The following is a 15,960-nucleotide window of genomic DNA, read 5'->3' on the forward strand; positions in this document are numbered from 1 at the left end:
ATTTATTTTACCAAGCGATGATTTATTAAACAAATCACACAAAATAACTACGTTTTGTTGAAATTACGAACTACAAATCATCAAATTCAACCGCGAATTCAGCAACCTTTTCCCAGTTAGTATATTCAATCTCTGTTTTTGGATCGGTTGGACCATCCGTCATTTTCATTATTAGACGAATCATCATTCTATCAAACCATGTATAGCGTGGATAAAACAGCGCTCCGGCAAAAACAGACTTCAATGTCGGCTTCCAAGGACATGCTTCTAAAAACTTTCGCGTATATGCGTTGGTTTCTACCGTATTCTTGCCTTCTTTTCTTGCCGTCAAATTTACAGCAAAAAAACCCGTCTTCATTGAGTTCAATTGATTTTGATGAGAAAGCACGAAGCGTTGTAGCTTTTTATTAAAGTGCCCATAACGAATGGATGCCCCTACTAATACTTTATCGTAGCCTGATAAATTAAGCTGTTGGTCAGTATTTAAATCACGAATATCACATTCACGACCAGAGTTTCTCAGTTGCTCCGCTATTTTTAGAATAATTTTTTTAGTTTGCCCATCCGTACTGGAGTGTAAAAGTAAGTAGCTCATTATTGTTCCTAAATTAATATCATTTCTATATAGGTAATATTATTTATTAATTGTACCCAACTATTCACGCCAAAAAGTGGGAGTCAGTAGCACTAATAAAGTGAAAACTTCCAAACGCCCAAATAACATCGTGACAACTAATATCCATTTCCCTGTAGGGTTCATCGTTGTGAAATTATCAGCCACAGTCCCTAACCCAGGCCCTAAGTTATTCAGTGTCGTTGCAATTGCTGAAAAAGCAGAGAATTCATCAACCCCTGTAGCAATCAGTAATAATAAGCTGACAACAAAGACCAGTGCATATGCAGAAAAGAACCCCCAAACAGCTTCGATGATCCTTTCAGGTAATGCGCGTTGCCCTAATTTGATTGTGTAGACTGCATTTGGGTGAACTAGGCGCTTTAACTCACGCGAGCCTTGTAAGAAAAGTAACAATATACGAATAACTTTTAACCCACCACCTGTCGAGCCTGCACATCCTCCAACGAATGCGGCGCACAATAGCAGCATAGGTAAAAAAAGAGGCCAACCAGAAAAGCTATCTGTCGTAAATCCAGCCGTTGTCGCCATGGACACGACTTGGAAGAATGCCTGATCAAGTGTTTGACCAAAGCTACTATAAACAGAATGGAACATAAGTACTAAGGTACAAATAACCACCAAGACAAACTGGAAGCTAATAAACATTCTAAATTCAGGATCGCGCCAATAAATCCCTAAACTACGTCCAGTTAATACTGCAAAGTGCAAACCGAAGTTACAACCAGAGATAATCAGGAAAATACCAATGATAGTGTTAATCGCAGGACTATTGAAATAACCAATACTGGCATCATGAGTTGAAAACCCACCAATAGCGATAGTCGAAAAGCTGTGAGAAATAGCATCAAAAACATCCATACCGGCTATCCATAAAGCAACTGCACAGGCAATCGTTAGCAGTACATAGATAAGCCATAATGTTTTTGCTGTTTCTGCAATACGAGGCCGCATTTTATTGTCTTTCAAAGGACCAGGCATTTCTGCGCGATATAGCTGCATTCCCCCGACGCCCAAAAGTGGCAAAATTGCAACGGCAAGTACAATAATCCCCATCCCCCCAAGCCATTGAAGCATCTGCCGATAAAATAAAATAGCTTTGGGCAGGGAATCAAGCCCTGTTAGCGTTGTCGCACCTGTCGTCGTCAAGCCTGAAAACGATTCAAAAAAAGCATCAGTTACTGAAAGATTAGGTCTTTCAGAAAAAATAAAAGGCAATGCCCCTACGCTTCCCAGTACCGTCCAAAATAAAACAACAATAAGAAAACCTTCTTTCGCTTTCAGTTCGTGCCGGCTATTACGGGTTGGTAGCCACAAAAAAAGGCCAATTAGCAAAGCAGTGACAAAAGTCTGGCTAAAAGCTCGCCCTGCACCATCACGATAAATTAGCGCAACAATACCAGGAATAACCATGGTAAAAGAAAAGATGATGACAAGCAGCCCGACTATACGGGTTATTGCACGAAAATGCATTCGGCAGGTTCCTTGATAAAACTGTTTACTATTGTGATTCTGACGTGAGCGTTATGGCTCCACGGCTTATATCGCGTAATTTATCATTGACTTCCTGCTCAAGAGTAGCAGGAATTGCAATTTGTAAAGAGACAGTTTCATTATAATCACTGTGTAAAACCGTGCCATTCACCTGGACAAGCAGTTGTTCAATCGCATTAATCAATGAATAGTCACACACTAAATTAAAGATTTTTTGTGGTACTTTTGTCTTTGTTGGTAATATTTTTAATGCTTGCTGAGCACCATTTCCATAAGCTTTAACTAGCCCACCAGTGCCTAGTTTTATCCCACCAAAATAACGTACAACAACACAGGTAACCTCCCCTAGGTTGCTACCTAATAGTTGCGCCATGATGGGTTTTCCTGCTGTTCCTGTCGGCTCCCCGTCATCAGAGAACCCCAATTTTTGTGAATCATCAGGCCGACCAGCAACAAATGCCCAGCAATGGTGCCGGGCATCTGGGTATTGAGCTTTAATCGATTGAATGTAATCTTTTGCCGCTTCAATACCATCTGTATGAGCTAAATACGTAATAAATTGGCTTTTTTTGATCTCTTCTGTAAAAGAAATGGTTTCAGCCGGTATTAAATAAGGTTTCATTAACGTAAATGTAAATCTCGAGTCATATTCTCAATACGATTTGCATGGATCACGATATTATCTTCAATACGAATCCCACCGTAAGGTTTGAAGAACTCAATTTTATCCCAATTAAAGTGCTGGCTGAACTCTCCATTTCTCCATTCAGATAACAGAGATTCAATGAAGTAGAGCCCTGGCTCAATAGTTAACACCATTTTAGGTTCTAAAACACGAGTACAACGCAAGAATGGATACATTTTAGGAGCGGCGAGATGAGTACCACTATCATCTTGCATAAAACCAGCAGCATCATGAACTTGTAGCCCAAGAGGATGGCCTAAACCATGAGGCAAAAACGGCGTTGTTAAGCCACATTCCACCATCGACTCTTCGCTAATACCTTTAACAATATCATGTTTAATTAGTATCTTAGCAATCCTATGATGCATATCCACGTGATAATCTGTATAGCGAACCCCCGCCTTAATCGTATCAATTAAAGCAAGCTGTTCTGTATTGACATCTGCAACCAATTCAGCAAATTCGTCTTTACCTTTCGCCGCATAAGTTCTTGTAATATCAGCAGCATAGCCATTATATTCAGCGCCTGCATCAATAAGAAAACTGCGTAATTCGTTCGGCACAGTTTGCTGTAGTTTAGTGTAATGTAATACCGCCGCATTTTCATTCAGCGCAACAATGTTACCATATGGCACATTAGTATCTCGATGGCCGGTAGATTGTAAGTAACTGACATTAATATCAAATTCGCTCATACCTGCTCGGAATGCTTCGAGAGCTGCAAGGTGTCCATTTACTGCCATTTTTTGAGCTTCTCGCATACAGTAAAGCTCATAATCTGTCTTATAAGAACGATGATAATGATAGTAATCTAAAACCGATTTGGGATTGATATTATGTAAGGAAATCCCTAAAGATTCTGCTCGTGCTGTTGCTGAGCCTATATAGGCGACATTTTCTTTTGATAAGCTTGCGAGAAACGTTTTGATGTCATCCGCATTTTTTAAATGGATTAACTCAATATCTTTAGTCCAAAAACTGTTTGGTAGTGGCTCAACACTATGCCAATAGTCAACGGGAGAATAAAACCATAGCTTAGGCTTATTTATACCATCAACTAATAACCATGAATGTGGAACATCGGTAACAGGTACCCACGCTTTGAAATGAGGGTTAACTTTAAACGGATAGTCGCTATCATCAAGAAAGATGCGTAGGGGTTCACCTGAATGAATCAATATGGCATCTAATTTGCTGCGCTGTAAAACTTGCTGAGTTCTGTTTTGTAACGTTTTAATGTGTTCAGCGTAGAGTGCAGTCAGTTTTTCCATTTCCTTCAACCTTTCAGCATTAATTAGAAAAATTAAGCTTACCACGTTCTGTTATTAACGGATATGCACTCTGTTGCAAACCCTAATTAATTAATTGATATATAATACATTTATCATTTAAATCATTAATTATTTCACTTAATTGCTGTGACCAACCTTCCATTTTTGTCATTAATCATTTGCAATTAATTAACATTCTAGTCACACTCTTTTCATCTGGTCGTACCAGATAACACTACCACGTAGAGGAGAGCAGAATGCTTTATCAAAGTGACACTATCTATATTCAATGGTTGAAACAAGGGATTGCAGAACTGGTTTTTAACTCACCAGGGCCAATTAATAAATTGGATACCCACACCGTTGCTTCACTTGATGAAGCCGTGTCTGTTCTTGAGCAACAAACCGAGCTGCAAGGTGTAATTTTCCGTTCTGATAAACCCGCTTTTATTGTTGGTGCTGATATCAAAGAGTTTCTGTCACTCTTTGAAGCATCAAAAGAAACACTAAGCGATTGGTTACACTACGCTAATAGTATTTTTAATCGTATTGAAGACTTGCCTGTTCCAACGATTTGCGCCATTAATGGCTATGCACTAGGTGGTGGTTGTGAATGTGTTTTATCCACTGATTTTCGTATCGCCTCTCCTGATGCCCGAATTGGGCTTCCTGAAACAAAACTTGGGATCATGCCTGGCTTTGGTGGTTCTGTTCGGCTACCTCGATTAATTGGTTTGGATAGCGCATTAGAAATTATTACTGCGGGTAAAGATATCGATGCCTCTCAAGCTTTAAAATTTGGCCTTATTGATGCCGTTGTTAATACAGAAGCTCTCGCACAATCAGCGCTACAAGTCATTGAATCTGCAATTACCGGAGCCTTCAATTGGCAGCAAAAACGCCAACCTAAACTTAGTCCTCTGCAATTGAAGCCTATTGAGCAAACGATGAGTTTCAATGTCGCTAAGGGAATGGTGTATAAGGTTGCAGGCAAACACTATCCAGCCCCTATGGCTGCGGTGAATACAATAGAAAAGGCAGCAAACTGTACTCGCGATGAGGCCTTGAAGCATGAAACAGCCGCATTTGTTCCTCTAGCACATAGTGATGTTGCACGTGCGTTAGTGAATATTTTTCTAAATGACCAACAAGTTAAGTCAAATAGTAAAAAAATCGCACAACGTGTTGATATTCCAACACATGCCACCGTATTAGGTGCAGGAATTATGGGCGGAGGCATTGCTTATCAGTCTGCCAGCAAAGGCGTACCTGTTTTAATGAAAGATATTAATGTTAAGTCATTAGAATTAGGGATTGAAGAGGCACAAAAGCTATTAAATAACCAATTTGAGCGTGGAAAAATTACAGCTATAAAAATGGCGGCAACCTTATCATCTATTCATCCTTCATTATCTTACAATGGTGTAGAAAATAGCCAAATCGTCGTTGAAGCCGTTGTTGAGAACCCGAAAGTCAAAGCCGCTGTATTATCTGAAGTTGAGTCCTTAGTAACAAGTGAAACTATACTGGCTTCAAATACATCAACGATTCCAATTTCAATCCTTGCTAAATCACTAAAGCGCCCAGAAAATTTCTGCGGAATGCACTTTTTTAACCCTGTGCATCGAATGCCATTAGTCGAAATTATTCGCGGAGAACAAACCTCTGATAACACGGTTGCTAAGGTTGTTGCATACGCCAATAAAATGGGGAAAACCCCTATTGTTGTCAATGATTGCCCTGGCTTCTTTGTTAACCGAGTACTTTTCCCTTACTTTGCTGGCTTTAACTTACTGTTACAAGATGGAGCTGACTTTAGAGAAATAGATAAAGTCATGGAAAAAGAGTTTGGCTGGCCCATGGGGCCTGCTTATCTCCTTGATGTGGTTGGTATTGATACTGCCTTTCATGCAGAGCAAGTTATGGCTCAAGGTTTTCCTGAACGAATGGGAAAAAAAGGCAAAAATGCCATTGATGTGATGTATGAACAACAACGCTTTGGCCAAAAAAATGGCCAAGGGTTTTATCAATATGAAAAAGATAAAAAAGGGAAACCGAAAAAAGTTGATGACCCGCGGGCTGATGAACTACTTGCTACTATTTGCTCAACAAGACGCTCTTTCACCAAAGAAGAAATTATTGCTCGAATGATGGCTCCAATGATCAACGAAGTTGTTCGTTGCTTAGAGGAAGGCATTATCCAAAGCCCTTCGGATGCAGATATTGCTTTAGTTTACGGTTTAGGCTTTCCACCATTTAGAGGCGGAGTATTCTGCTATTTAGATACCTTAGGTAGTCAATCTTACTTAAAAACAACGGAGTCTTTACAGCATTTAAGTCCTCTATATCATGCGCCTAATGGCTTAAAAGAAAAAGCATCTACCAATGCAAGATATTACCCACAGCCACCAGTAGTGGCGATTGATGTCAAAAAAGTTGCGAGAGGTTAATTCTATGGAAAATGTCGTCATTATTGATGGAATACGTACACCTATGGGCCGTTCAAAAGGTGGGGTATTTCGCCATGTTAGAGCTGAAGACCTTTCTGCGCACCTCATGAATGCGATTTTTGAACGTAATCCAAACGCAAGTAAAAAAGAATTGGATGACATCATCTGGGGTTGCGTTCAGCAAACACTAGAGCAAGGGTTTAATATTGCGAAAAATGCAGCATTACTCACAGATATACCTCATACGGTTCCTGCCGTTACAGTAAATCGCCTTTGTGGTTCATCAATGCAAGCGATACATGATGCGAGCCGGTTAATTATGACTGGTGATGCAAAATCAGTACTCATTGGTGGAGTTGAGCATATGGGCCACGTCCCAATGACTCATGGTATAGATTTCAACCCTAAACTGACTTTACGCGTTGCTAAAGCCGCAGGCGCTATGGGACTGACCGCTGAAATGCTTGCCAAAATGTATAAAATTAGCCGAGAAGAGCAAGATGCATTTGCATTAAGGTCTCACCAACTTGCAGCCCTAGCAACGGAAAAAGGGAAGTTCAATAACGAGATCGTTCCAATTAGTGGCCATGATGCCACAGGTAACCTCATTTCAGTAAATTATGATGAAGTGATTCGCTTTGATGCAAACCTTCAAAGCTTAGCCGCTCTTCGCCCCGCCTTCGACCCTATTAGTGGTACAGTGACTGCAGGTAATTCGTCTGCTCTATCTGATGGTGCATCTGCGATGCTGCTAGCCAGCGAAAGTTATGCCACACAGCAAGGCATTAAACCTCGAGCTAAAATACGCGCAATGGCAGTTGTTGGCTGCGACCCGTCGATCATGGGATTTGGACCAGTACCAGCAAGTGAACTTGCTTTAAAGCGCGCAGGACTAACTTTAAATGATATTGATATTATCGAATTAAATGAAGCTTTTGCGGCGCAATCTATTGCATGCTTAAAAGGCTTGAAGCTATCAGAAAACCAACTAGATGATAAAGTAAATCTCAGTGGTGGAGCTATTGCGCTAGGCCATCCTTTGGGATGCTCAGGGGCAAGGATTTCAACAGCATTACTTAATCAATTAGAACAAAACGATAAACAATTTGGTTTAGCCACCATGTGCATCGGGTTCGGCCAAGGTATTGCTACAATTATTGAGCGTGTTTAACAATTTAGTTTTAGTTTTCGCAAACATTGTATTTTGTCGATGTTCCCGCCTAGTCAGGGGCGGGTTTTTTTGCCTTTTTCTGGCCAAATAGCCACGAAAAATTTAAAGATTATCGATAGGCGGTAAGTGAATGAGGCCCTAGGAGCATACAAAAGTATGTAACTAGGGCGAATGAGCGAAGCCAACATCTCTACAATTTGAACGGGTCTGATTTCACGCAAAAACTATGACGAGTTTAACCCTCATAGTTCAGATTATCGATAGGCGGTAAGCGAATGAGACCCTAGGAGCATACAAAAGCATGTGACTAGGGCGAATGAGCGAAACCAACACCCCTACAATTTGAACAGATCTGATTTTACGAAAAAACCATGACGAGTTTAACCCTCATAGTTCAGATTATCGATAGGCGGTAAGTGAATGAGACCCTAGGAGCATACAAAAGTATGTGACTAGGGCGAATGAGCGAAACCAACACCCCTACAATTTGAAGTAGGACGGGTTAAATGAATTCGTAAGCATCTCCAAAGAGTTGTTCTGCCTTAGCTCCTCGCTCATTACAAAACCGCTCTCTCGCTATTTTAGCCATTTCAAAGCGACCTGCGATATAGATATCATGACTGGACAAATCGCCAAAATCTTCTAATACTGCGCTCAGGACTGTTCCTGTTCTACCACGCCATAGTTCGTCTGGTTGCTCTACAACTGGAGTGATCTTCAAATTAGGGTAATTTTCACTGAGAGCCTGCAATTCACCAAGGTCATATAAGTGCTCCAATTGGCGCCCCCCCCAATAGAAAGTTATGTCACGATTCGAGTTTTCAGCTAAAGCTGCAAGTAATACAGAGTGGGTATAGGAAAAACCAGTTCCACCTGCAATTAAGATCATTGCGTTACTGCTATTTTCCCGAAACCAAGCTTTACCGTGAGGAATGTCAATATTTATACGTTTCTGGTCCAAAATTCTATCCATGACAGCCATTGCGTATAAATTAATCTCGGAAGCACCAATATGTAATTCAATAGTTTCTTTATTATTCGGTGTAGAAGCCATTGAAAATGGTCGCTTGTCTCTCTCATCCATCACGACCATTAAATATTGACCTGCTTTAAAATGAAAAGGACCATCTGGCAACAAAATCACCCGATAAACCGTATCCGTGATAGATTCAACAGATGTTACTTTACAGCTTAAAGTTGCCATGGTTTCCCTCTTATTTTGTGTCAAAAATATTTAACTGTTCCCAAATATCATCAATGCGAGATTTAACGGTCTCTGTCATTACAATAGGACGCCCCCACTCACGATCTGTCTCACCTGGCCATTTGTTGGTGGCATCAAGCCCCATTTTTGAGCCTAATCCTGATACAGGAGAAGCGAAGTCGAGATAATCTATGGGTGTGTTTTCCATCATTACTGTGTCACGAACAGGATCCATACGGGTTGTAATTGCCCAGATGACATCTTTCCAGTCTCGTGCATTAATGTCATCATCACAAACAATAACAAACTTAGTGTACATGAATTGGCGCAGGTATGACCAGACTCCCATCATGACTCTTTTAGCATGTCCTGCATATTGTTTTTTCATTGTCACAACGGCAAGACGATACGAGCACCCTTCAGGAGGAAGATAAAAATCAACAATTTCAGGGAATTGTTTTTGAAGAATGGGAACAAGGACTTCGTTTAAGGCTTCCCCTAATACTGCGGGCTCATCTGGTGGCCTTCCCGTATAAGTTGAATGATAAATTGCATCACGACGCTGAGTCACATGAGTCACAGTAAATACTGGGAAATTATCTATTTCATTATAATAACCAGTATGGTCACCATAAGGGCCTTCAGGGGCCATTTCACCCGGTTCAATATACCCTTCTAAAATAATTTCAGCGCCTGCAGGAACTTCGAGGTCATTCGATATGCATTTAACAACCTCGGTTTTATTACCGCGCAGTAATCCCGCAAAAGCGTATTCTGATAATGTGTCAGGAACTGGTGTTACCGCGCCTAAAATGGTCGCAGGATCTGCACCAAGGGCAACTGCAACAGGAAATTTTTCACCGGGATGTGCTTGGCACCATTCTTGAAAATCCAAAGCGCCACCGCGATGAGATAGCCAACGCATAATAACTTTATTTTTTCCAAGAACTTGCTGACGATAAATACCTAAGTTTTGCCTTTCTTTATGTGGGCCTTTAGTTACTGTCAGCCCCCATGTAATTAGAGGAGCAGCATCTTCTGGCCAACAATGCATAACAGGGATTTTTGTGAGATCAACGTCTTCACCAACCCAAATTTGCTCCTGACAAGCCGCTGAACTTAACCGTTTAGCTGGCATATTCAACACTTGTTTAAATTTTGGAAGTTTATCAAAAAGGTCACGAAAACCTTTCGGTGGATCGGGCTCTTTCAGAAAAGCCAGTAATTTGCCTACATCATGTAAAGCTTTTATGTCTTCTTGCCCCATCCCCATCGCAACACGTTTAGTTGTTCCAAACAGGTTACACAAGACAGGCATGTTATAGCCTTTGGGATTTTCAAATAATAGGGCCGGTCCCCCTGCTCTTAGTGTACGATCTGCAATTTCTGTCATTTCCAAATAGGGGTCGACTTCCATTGTAATGCGTTTTAGCTCGCCTTGTTTTTCAAGTTGCGAGATGAAATCTCTAAGGTCACGGTATTTCATTATCTTCTTTTACTGTTACAGAGGGAGTCCCATTATAAGACGTCCGGCCAAGGTTACAAGTTACTGTCTAAAGCACTTAAAAATCAATCTTTTTCTGGTTTAGTATACCATTTTACTGGCAATCAAAAGGGACTAATTTTTCTAATAGTAATGTATTAAATTGCTCTGAGAATGTTTTATTATGCTGAAATAGTTTAAAACCTTCATCTTTTCCACTGAAATAATGAAGTTCATTACCTTTAATTTGTAACCCACTTCCTTCCCTGAGTGCAACAACAACTTCATGAGGATTAATCACACAAAATTCTTGTAATCGCTCATCACGAGTTTCTCCCATATGACCAGAGATGTGTGCATCAATATAATGAGGATTAATTTGTAATGGGAATAACCCCAGAGATGGCATAATTGCTGCGTTACTTACAGGCATATCATTCGTAGTACGAATACTTGGCGTCGCTACATTACATCCTGCGCTCCAGCCGATATATGGCACGCCACGTTCACGAACTGCGCGTTGAATCGCAACGATCAATCCATTCTCATGTAGGCATTTATTCAACCACCAAGTATTGCCACCACTTACAAGAATGCATTCTGCCTGTTCAATCGCGTCCACTGGACTAGAAAAATGCTCAATTGACGTAACTTTTATCCCCAATGCTTCGGAAAGCTGCTCTGCTCTTTCGTCATGTGAGCCGCGAAGAACAGCATAAGGAACCAAAACTGCTGACTTTATATTCTTACGAGTAATCATTTCTTTGATTCGAGGTAAGGCGTAACTTAGCCATACAGGATTGCCTGCTAGCTTGCCGTTACTCAACAAAAAGATATCCATTATGTCTCCTACTGATTTGGTTTTTGCATTACAGTTATCATAAGACTATATTCGATTAATATAGACTGATGAATATCAATGATATGGTGCTGTTATTCATTAGTCACATTGTTATGTCGTAATTTGTTATCATAAACATAGTTTTGTCAGATGGAATTCAAAAAAATGGAAAAATGGTATTTGCTTTATTGCAAACGAGGCCAAATTGAGCGCGCTATGGAGCATTTAAATCGACAGAATGTTGTTTGTATGACGCCCATGACTGAAATGGAAAAAGTGGTTAGAGGAAAAAGAACGACTGTGCAAGAAGCTCTGTTTCCAAATTACTTATTTGTGAAATTTGATCATAATGAAATTCATACGACAACAATCCAATCAACGAGAGGGGTCAGCCATTTTATTCGTTTTGGCCAATTGCCGACGGAAGTCCCTGAAGAAATTATTGAACTACTACAACAAACTCCTATTAGTTATTCCGTCGCACCAGATATACCAAAGCATGGTGACCAGGTGACTATTACCGAAGGTATTTTTGCGGGTGTACAAGCTATTTTTGGTGAACCTAATGGTGAGTACCGTTCTATTCTTTTACTGAATATTTTAAATAAAAGCGTACCCAAAGTAGTTGATAATACACAGTTTAAAAAAAATATAGATTGAGTATTGAAGCAATAAAAAAGCCCTTCCTAGAGGGCTTTTCATCATTCTGTATTGAATAACAATAGGTTAATACAAATCAGGACTCTTCTTTTTCTTCTTCCTCTGCACCTTCTTGTCGATTTCTACCTTTTCCAACATAGAAATTGGATAGTAAAACACCGAGCTCAAAGAGCAAATACATAGGAACAGCAAGTAAAGTTTGAGATAGTACATCTGGCGGCGTTAAAAACATCCCAACGATAAATGCCCCGACTAAAATATAAGGACGTTTACGTTTTAGGGCTTCAGGTGTAGTGACGCCTGTCCAACACAGTAAAATAATTGCAATAGGGACTTCAAATGCAGCACCGAAAGCCATGAATAATGTCATGACGAAACTAAGGTATTTACTGATATCCGGAATAAAATTAACGCTATCTGGCGTTGTTTTAACAAAAAAACCAAATGCGAGCGGAAAAACAACAAAATAGGCAAATGCCATTCCCAAATAGAACAAGAAACTACTTGAAACAAGCAAAGGCAACATGAGTTTACGTTCATGCTTGTATAAGGCAGGTGCAATGAAAGCCCATATTTGATAGAGAATAACTGGGATCGATACAAAAACCGAAACCATCATTGTCAATTTAATTGGGGTAAAGAATGTAGACGCCACATCCGTCGCACTCATTTGCGAACCTACTGGCAGCTTATCAATCAAAGGAGCTGCAACCAGCCGATAGATATCATTCGAAAAATAAGCAAGCGCAGCAAAAACAATTAAAACTGTAATTAAACAGTTGAGTAGCCGTTTACGAAGTTCAATGAGGTGGCTAATAAGTGGTTGTGTATCATTTACAGCCATGTGTTATTTTTCACTTTCAGTTTGATTAGAGTTTTTTACATTAGCATCGAGTGACTCTACTTTTTTCACGGCTGCTGAATCTTCCGGTTTCTCATCCTCCTCAACAACTGCCGCCATTTTGGCTGCATGTTCAGGGTTTGGATCAGACTCTTCAGGTTGCTGAGTATTATCTTTCGCTTCCTTTACAGCACTATCGTAACTGTCAGTGATCTCTTTTGCTTTGTTTAACTCTGTTTCAATATCATTAGTTGTCGCTTGGTAATCGCTTTTAAGCGATTGTGCCGCTGTACGCAGTTCTTCCATAGACTGCTTAAGTTCCGGAGAAAGCGCTTCTAAATTCGCTTTTTCTTCCACCTTTTTCAGCGTTTCTTGCAGCTCCTGCAGCTTTAATTCTTGCGATAACTCGTTTTGTACATTTGCAGCCATAGAGCGCATCGCACGGATCCACCCAGCGACAGTTCTCACTGCCACTGGTAACCGCTCAGGGCCTAATACAACGAGACCAATAACTGCAACAAGCAACAGTTCACTAAAACCTATGTCAAACACGGTTTAACCCTGCTCTTTGTTTTTGCTCTCAACTGGGCTTTCTTTCTTTTCAGCAGCCTGTTGTTCCGTAATATTTTTAGGTGCGAAGTCAGCATCTTGCTTTTCTTGCTCTGCTTTTGCTTTTTCGTCATCGCTCATTGCTTTTTTAAAGCCTTTGAGTGACTCCCCCAAATCCGAGCCTAAAGAACGCAATTTTTTGGTGCCGAAAATTAAAATAATAAGCAAAGCAATGATAATGAGTTGCCAAGGACTACCGAAAGCAGCCATTGCAATAGTTGATTCCATTGTTAATACCTCTATAGTTTTGGGATCAATTGTTGTTAGATCTATTATATACAACCAACACAAAATACGGAAATGTTCACAGCCTTATAAACTTGTCGCAAAACAAAGTTTACTTAATTTCCGCCTGTTTTACACCAACCAAACAACCAAGACAATGCTCCTGCCACCATAAACACAATACCAAACGGGGTGAGATTCGAAATAAGGAACATACTCCCACAGAGAATAAATGTGGCACCTATACCTAAAAGGTACTGAGATTTACGCTGTTTATTACGCTGACTTTTCAGTTGTTGCGTTAGTTGGTCTATGTTTGATTGTAAGTACTTATGTTGCCGTAATGCACCATAAATTAAATCAGGAATTTCAGGCATTTTTTCTGCCCAATACGGTGCTTTTTCTTTTAATGCTTGAGTAATTGCTGGTATCCCTACTTGGCTATGAACCCAATCCTCAAGGAATGGTTTTGCTGTTTTCCAGAGATCAAGCTGCGGGTAAAGCTGCCGACCTAACCCCTCAACATACAATAATGTTTTTTGTAATAATACCAACTGTGGCTGAACTTCCATGTTGAAACGACGTGCCGTATTAAATAAATTCAATAACACTTGCCCAAACGAAATTTCAGCCAATGGTTTTTCAAAAATAGGTTCACATACCGTACGGATAGCAAACTCAAAGTCTTCCACATTCGTGTCTGAAGGAACCCAGCCTGAGTCAACGTGTAGTTCTGCTACTTTGCGGTAATCACGATTAAAAAAAGCGATAAAGTTTTCTGCCAGATAACGTTTGTCTTCTTTGTTCAATGAACCGACTATTCCACAGTCTATTCCTATGTATTGAGGATCTTCTGGATGATCGTAACTAACAAAGATATTTCCTGGGTGCATATCTGCATGGAAAAAACTATCGCGAAAAACTTGTGTAAAGAAGACCTTAACACCACGTTCCGCCAGCAGTTTCATATTGGTTCCTTGCGCTTTAAGCGCAGCAATATCAGAAACTGGGATCCCATATATACGTTCCATGACCATCACGTTTTCACGACAATAGTCTGGATAGACCTCTGGCACATACAGCATTGCGCTGTTTTCAAAATTACGCCGAAGCTGAATGGCATTTGCTGATTCACGAAGCAAATTCAGCTCATCAATCAACGTTTTTTCGTATTCACGCACGACTTCTTTAGGTCTTAACCGTCGCCCATCTGGCAACAACGGAACCCAATTGGCAATGCGGTACATTAATTTAATGTCAGCTTTAATAATTGGCAAAATATCAGGGCGAATAACTTTGATGACAATATCTTTGCCATTTTCTTTTAATGTTGCGGTATGAACCTGAGCAATAGATGCTGAAGCTAAAGCTTGTTCATCAAAATCATCAAACCACTGTTCTAAAGGACCTTCGAGAGATTCTTCAATATAGCTTCGTGCTAGTTTGCCATCAAAACTCGCGACTTTGTCTTGCAATAGCGAAAGTTGATCTGCGATTGCGGGAGGGAAAAGATCTCGACGAGTCGATAGCATTTGGCCAAATTTGATCCAAACCGGCCCGAGTTCTTGTAGGGCGAGACGAAGCCTTTCACCCAATGCTTTGTCTTTATGCTTATTTCTGATCCAAAAGAAACCTAAGCGACCAATTCTTAATGGTAACGTTAGTTTAATTTTGGGGATTAACTCGTCTAATCCGTAAGAGAGAAAAACCCGAATAATGAAGTAAAGTCGTTTTATTTCACCGGGTGTCATTCTTCTCCTCCAACTGGCTTAACCGTTGCTCAAGCGCACTCATTGAATATTCCACTTGCTCGACTTCATCACTAAAATGAGCGAGTTCAAGCTGGTTAGGAGCCATTTTCCATTCTTCAACAATGGCGTCTTTGATATACGTTTTTTGCCGTTTTACTAAATGAGATGCAAAGCAAACACCTTTATTCAGGAACTTACTAAGGCCCTCTGCTGCAACATCACCAATGTAAGGTGACAGATAATGAGCAGGGTTCCAAATAGCTAAGTCAAGCAAAGAAGACCAGTGCTGTACAATTTGCATATCACCTTCAATCACGATATCACCACGATTGATAAGTTGAGCTAATTGCTGTTTGTCTTTCAATTTAACGAGCGTAAAGATGGATGTTTTTATGGTACAGTCCGCAGGTTCAACCCACTGGCTTAACACATCAACATGATTTTCAGCAAAAACGAGTGTCAACGTTTTATTCAGTTCTTTAAGTTCAATTGCCATAACTTTGCCGGCCAAACGCATCCTAGCTGGCTGTAGAACTTTTTCTTTGAACAACATGTGATTAAGAGAGGTTTCCATCAATGCTGTGATCAAAGAATACAAAACTGTATTTTGGTTTTCGGTATGTGTTGATGGTGCTTCCATC

The 15,960-nt window shown here is 40.3% G+C and carries 15 protein-coding genes; 3 read left to right on the forward strand and 12 right to left on the reverse strand.

What is annotated here, in order from left to right; all coding sequences use genetic code 11:
• Window positions 1-70: 70 nt before the first annotated feature.
• The 4 genes from hemG to pepQ are packed head-to-tail and all read right to left on the reverse strand — an operon-like array spanning window position 71 to window position 4,084.
• Window positions 71-595, reverse strand: a complete 525-nt coding sequence (hemG, locus tag PSF28_RS19345; protein ID WP_210835753.1) for a menaquinone-dependent protoporphyrinogen IX dehydrogenase — start codon at window positions 593-595, stop codon at window positions 71-73.
• A 60-nt stretch (window positions 596-655) separates the two neighbouring features.
• Window positions 656-2,107, reverse strand: coding sequence for a Trk system potassium transporter TrkH (gene trkH, locus PSF28_RS19350; protein WP_004914863.1), 1,452 nt, complete (start codon window positions 2,105-2,107; stop codon window positions 656-658).
• Window positions 2,108-2,135: 28 nt separating this feature from the next.
• Window positions 2,136-2,750, reverse strand: coding sequence for an IMPACT family protein (locus PSF28_RS19355; protein ID WP_210835755.1), 615 nt, complete (start codon window positions 2,748-2,750; stop codon window positions 2,136-2,138).
• Window positions 2,750-4,084, reverse strand: coding sequence for a Xaa-Pro dipeptidase (gene pepQ, locus PSF28_RS19360; RefSeq protein ID WP_210835757.1), 1,335 nt, complete (start codon window positions 4,082-4,084; stop codon window positions 2,750-2,752). Before pepQ ends, PSF28_RS19355 begins: the two co-directional genes overlap by 1 nt.
• Before the next feature lie 257 nt (window positions 4,085-4,341).
• Here pepQ and fadB point away from each other — a divergent pair, with 257 nt between their 5' ends.
• Complete coding sequence (fadB, locus tag PSF28_RS19365) at window positions 4,342-6,534, forward strand: fatty acid oxidation complex subunit alpha FadB (protein ID WP_272685498.1); 2,193 nt, start codon at window positions 4,342-4,344, stop codon at window positions 6,532-6,534.
• A gap of 4 nt (window positions 6,535-6,538) precedes the next feature.
• Window positions 6,539-7,705, forward strand: a complete 1,167-nt coding sequence (gene fadA / locus PSF28_RS19370) for an acetyl-CoA C-acyltransferase FadA (protein ID WP_272685499.1) — start codon at window positions 6,539-6,541, stop codon at window positions 7,703-7,705.
• Window positions 7,706-8,207: 502 nt separating this feature from the next.
• On the opposite strand, the gene fre is transcribed toward fadA, so the two are convergent.
• The 3 genes from fre to pepE all read right to left on the reverse strand — a co-directional run bounded on the left by fre (window position 8,208) and on the right by pepE (window position 11,233).
• The gene (gene fre, locus PSF28_RS19375) at window positions 8,208-8,909 is read right to left on the reverse strand and encodes an NAD(P)H-flavin reductase (RefSeq protein ID WP_210835763.1); all 702 of its coding nucleotides are present in this window, start codon (window positions 8,907-8,909) and stop codon (window positions 8,208-8,210) included.
• A 10-nt stretch (window positions 8,910-8,919) separates the two neighbouring features.
• On the reverse strand, window positions 8,920-10,395 hold the full coding sequence (ubiD, locus tag PSF28_RS19380) for a 4-hydroxy-3-polyprenylbenzoate decarboxylase (protein ID WP_272685500.1): 1,476 nt from the start codon (window positions 10,393-10,395) through the stop codon (window positions 8,920-8,922).
• A gap of 112 nt (window positions 10,396-10,507) precedes the next feature.
• Window positions 10,508-11,233, reverse strand: a complete 726-nt coding sequence (gene pepE, locus PSF28_RS19385) for a dipeptidase PepE (protein WP_210835767.1) — start codon at window positions 11,231-11,233, stop codon at window positions 10,508-10,510.
• A 165-nt stretch (window positions 11,234-11,398) separates the two neighbouring features.
• Between pepE and rfaH the strand changes: the two genes are divergently transcribed.
• Window positions 11,399-11,893 carry a transcription/translation regulatory transformer protein RfaH gene (rfaH, locus tag PSF28_RS19390; protein WP_272685501.1) on the forward strand — a complete coding sequence of 165 codons (495 nt, stop codon included), beginning with the start codon at window positions 11,399-11,401 and terminating at the stop codon, window positions 11,891-11,893.
• A gap of 76 nt (window positions 11,894-11,969) precedes the next feature.
• Here rfaH and tatC read toward each other — a convergent pair whose 3' ends face one another.
• The 5 genes from tatC to PSF28_RS19415 all read right to left on the reverse strand — a co-directional run bounded on the left by tatC (window position 11,970) and on the right by PSF28_RS19415 (window position 15,959).
• Window positions 11,970-12,737, reverse strand: coding sequence for a Sec-independent protein translocase subunit TatC (gene tatC / locus PSF28_RS19395; RefSeq protein ID WP_004914879.1), 768 nt, complete (start codon window positions 12,735-12,737; stop codon window positions 11,970-11,972).
• A gap of 3 nt (window positions 12,738-12,740) precedes the next feature.
• Window positions 12,741-13,286 carry a Sec-independent protein translocase protein TatB gene (tatB, locus tag PSF28_RS19400; protein ID WP_210835778.1) on the reverse strand — a complete coding sequence of 182 codons (546 nt, stop codon included), beginning with the start codon at window positions 13,284-13,286 and terminating at the stop codon, window positions 12,741-12,743.
• A 3-nt stretch (window positions 13,287-13,289) separates the two neighbouring features.
• On the reverse strand, window positions 13,290-13,571 hold the full coding sequence (gene tatA / locus PSF28_RS19405) for a twin-arginine translocase TatA/TatE family subunit (protein ID WP_096865125.1): 282 nt from the start codon (window positions 13,569-13,571) through the stop codon (window positions 13,290-13,292).
• A gap of 113 nt (window positions 13,572-13,684) precedes the next feature.
• Window positions 13,685-15,319: a ubiquinone biosynthesis regulatory protein kinase UbiB gene (ubiB, locus tag PSF28_RS19410; RefSeq protein WP_210835784.1), complete on the reverse strand. Its 1,635-nt coding sequence runs from the start codon at window positions 15,317-15,319 to the stop codon at window positions 13,685-13,687.
• Complete coding sequence (locus PSF28_RS19415) at window positions 15,306-15,959, reverse strand: ubiquinone biosynthesis accessory factor UbiJ (protein WP_210835786.1); 654 nt, start codon at window positions 15,957-15,959, stop codon at window positions 15,306-15,308. Before PSF28_RS19415 ends, ubiB begins: the two co-directional genes overlap by 14 nt.
• Window position 15,960: the final 1 nt, after the last annotated feature.

The sequence above is a fragment of the Providencia sp. PROV130 genome (genome assembly GCF_028482225.1).
Lineage (GTDB): Bacteria > Pseudomonadota > Gammaproteobacteria > Enterobacterales > Enterobacteriaceae > Providencia > Providencia rettgeri.

Bases quoted from the DNA above. Each gene is read 5' to 3' on its own strand.
- PSF28_RS19355 (WP_210835755.1), bottom strand. From the start codon at position 2,750: ATGAAACCTTATTTAATACCGGCTGAAACCATTTCTTTTACAGAAGAG.
- fadA (WP_272685499.1), top strand. From the start codon at position 6,539: ATGGAAAATGTCGTCATTATTGATGGAATACGTACACCTATGGGCCGT.
- pepE (WP_210835767.1), bottom strand. From the start codon at position 11,233: ATGGATATCTTTTTGTTGAGTAACGGCAAGCTAGCAGGCAATCCTGTA.
- pepQ (WP_210835757.1), bottom strand. From the start codon at position 4,084: ATGGAAAAACTGACTGCACTCTACGCTGAACACATTAAAACGTTACAA.
- tatC (WP_004914879.1), bottom strand. From the start codon at position 12,737: ATGGCTGTAAATGATACACAACCACTTATTAGCCACCTCATTGAACTT.
- fre (WP_210835763.1), bottom strand. From the start codon at position 8,909: ATGGCAACTTTAAGCTGTAAAGTAACATCTGTTGAATCTATCACGGAT.
- tatA (WP_096865125.1), bottom strand. From the start codon at position 13,571: ATGGAATCAACTATTGCAATGGCTGCTTTCGGTAGTCCTTGGCAACTC.
- PSF28_RS19415 (WP_210835786.1), bottom strand. From the start codon at position 15,959: ATGGAAGCACCATCAACACATACCGAAAACCAAAATACAGTTTTGTAT.
- fadB (WP_272685498.1), top strand. From the start codon at position 4,342: ATGCTTTATCAAAGTGACACTATCTATATTCAATGGTTGAAACAAGGG.
- rfaH (WP_272685501.1), top strand. From the start codon at position 11,399: ATGGAAAAATGGTATTTGCTTTATTGCAAACGAGGCCAAATTGAGCGC.
- ubiD (WP_272685500.1), bottom strand. From the start codon at position 10,395: ATGAAATACCGTGACCTTAGAGATTTCATCTCGCAACTTGAAAAACAA.
- ubiB (WP_210835784.1), bottom strand. From the start codon at position 15,319: ATGACACCCGGTGAAATAAAACGACTTTACTTCATTATTCGGGTTTTT.
- hemG (WP_210835753.1), bottom strand. From the start codon at position 595: ATGAGCTACTTACTTTTACACTCCAGTACGGATGGGCAAACTAAAAAA.
- trkH (WP_004914863.1), bottom strand. From the start codon at position 2,107: ATGCATTTTCGTGCAATAACCCGTATAGTCGGGCTGCTTGTCATCATC.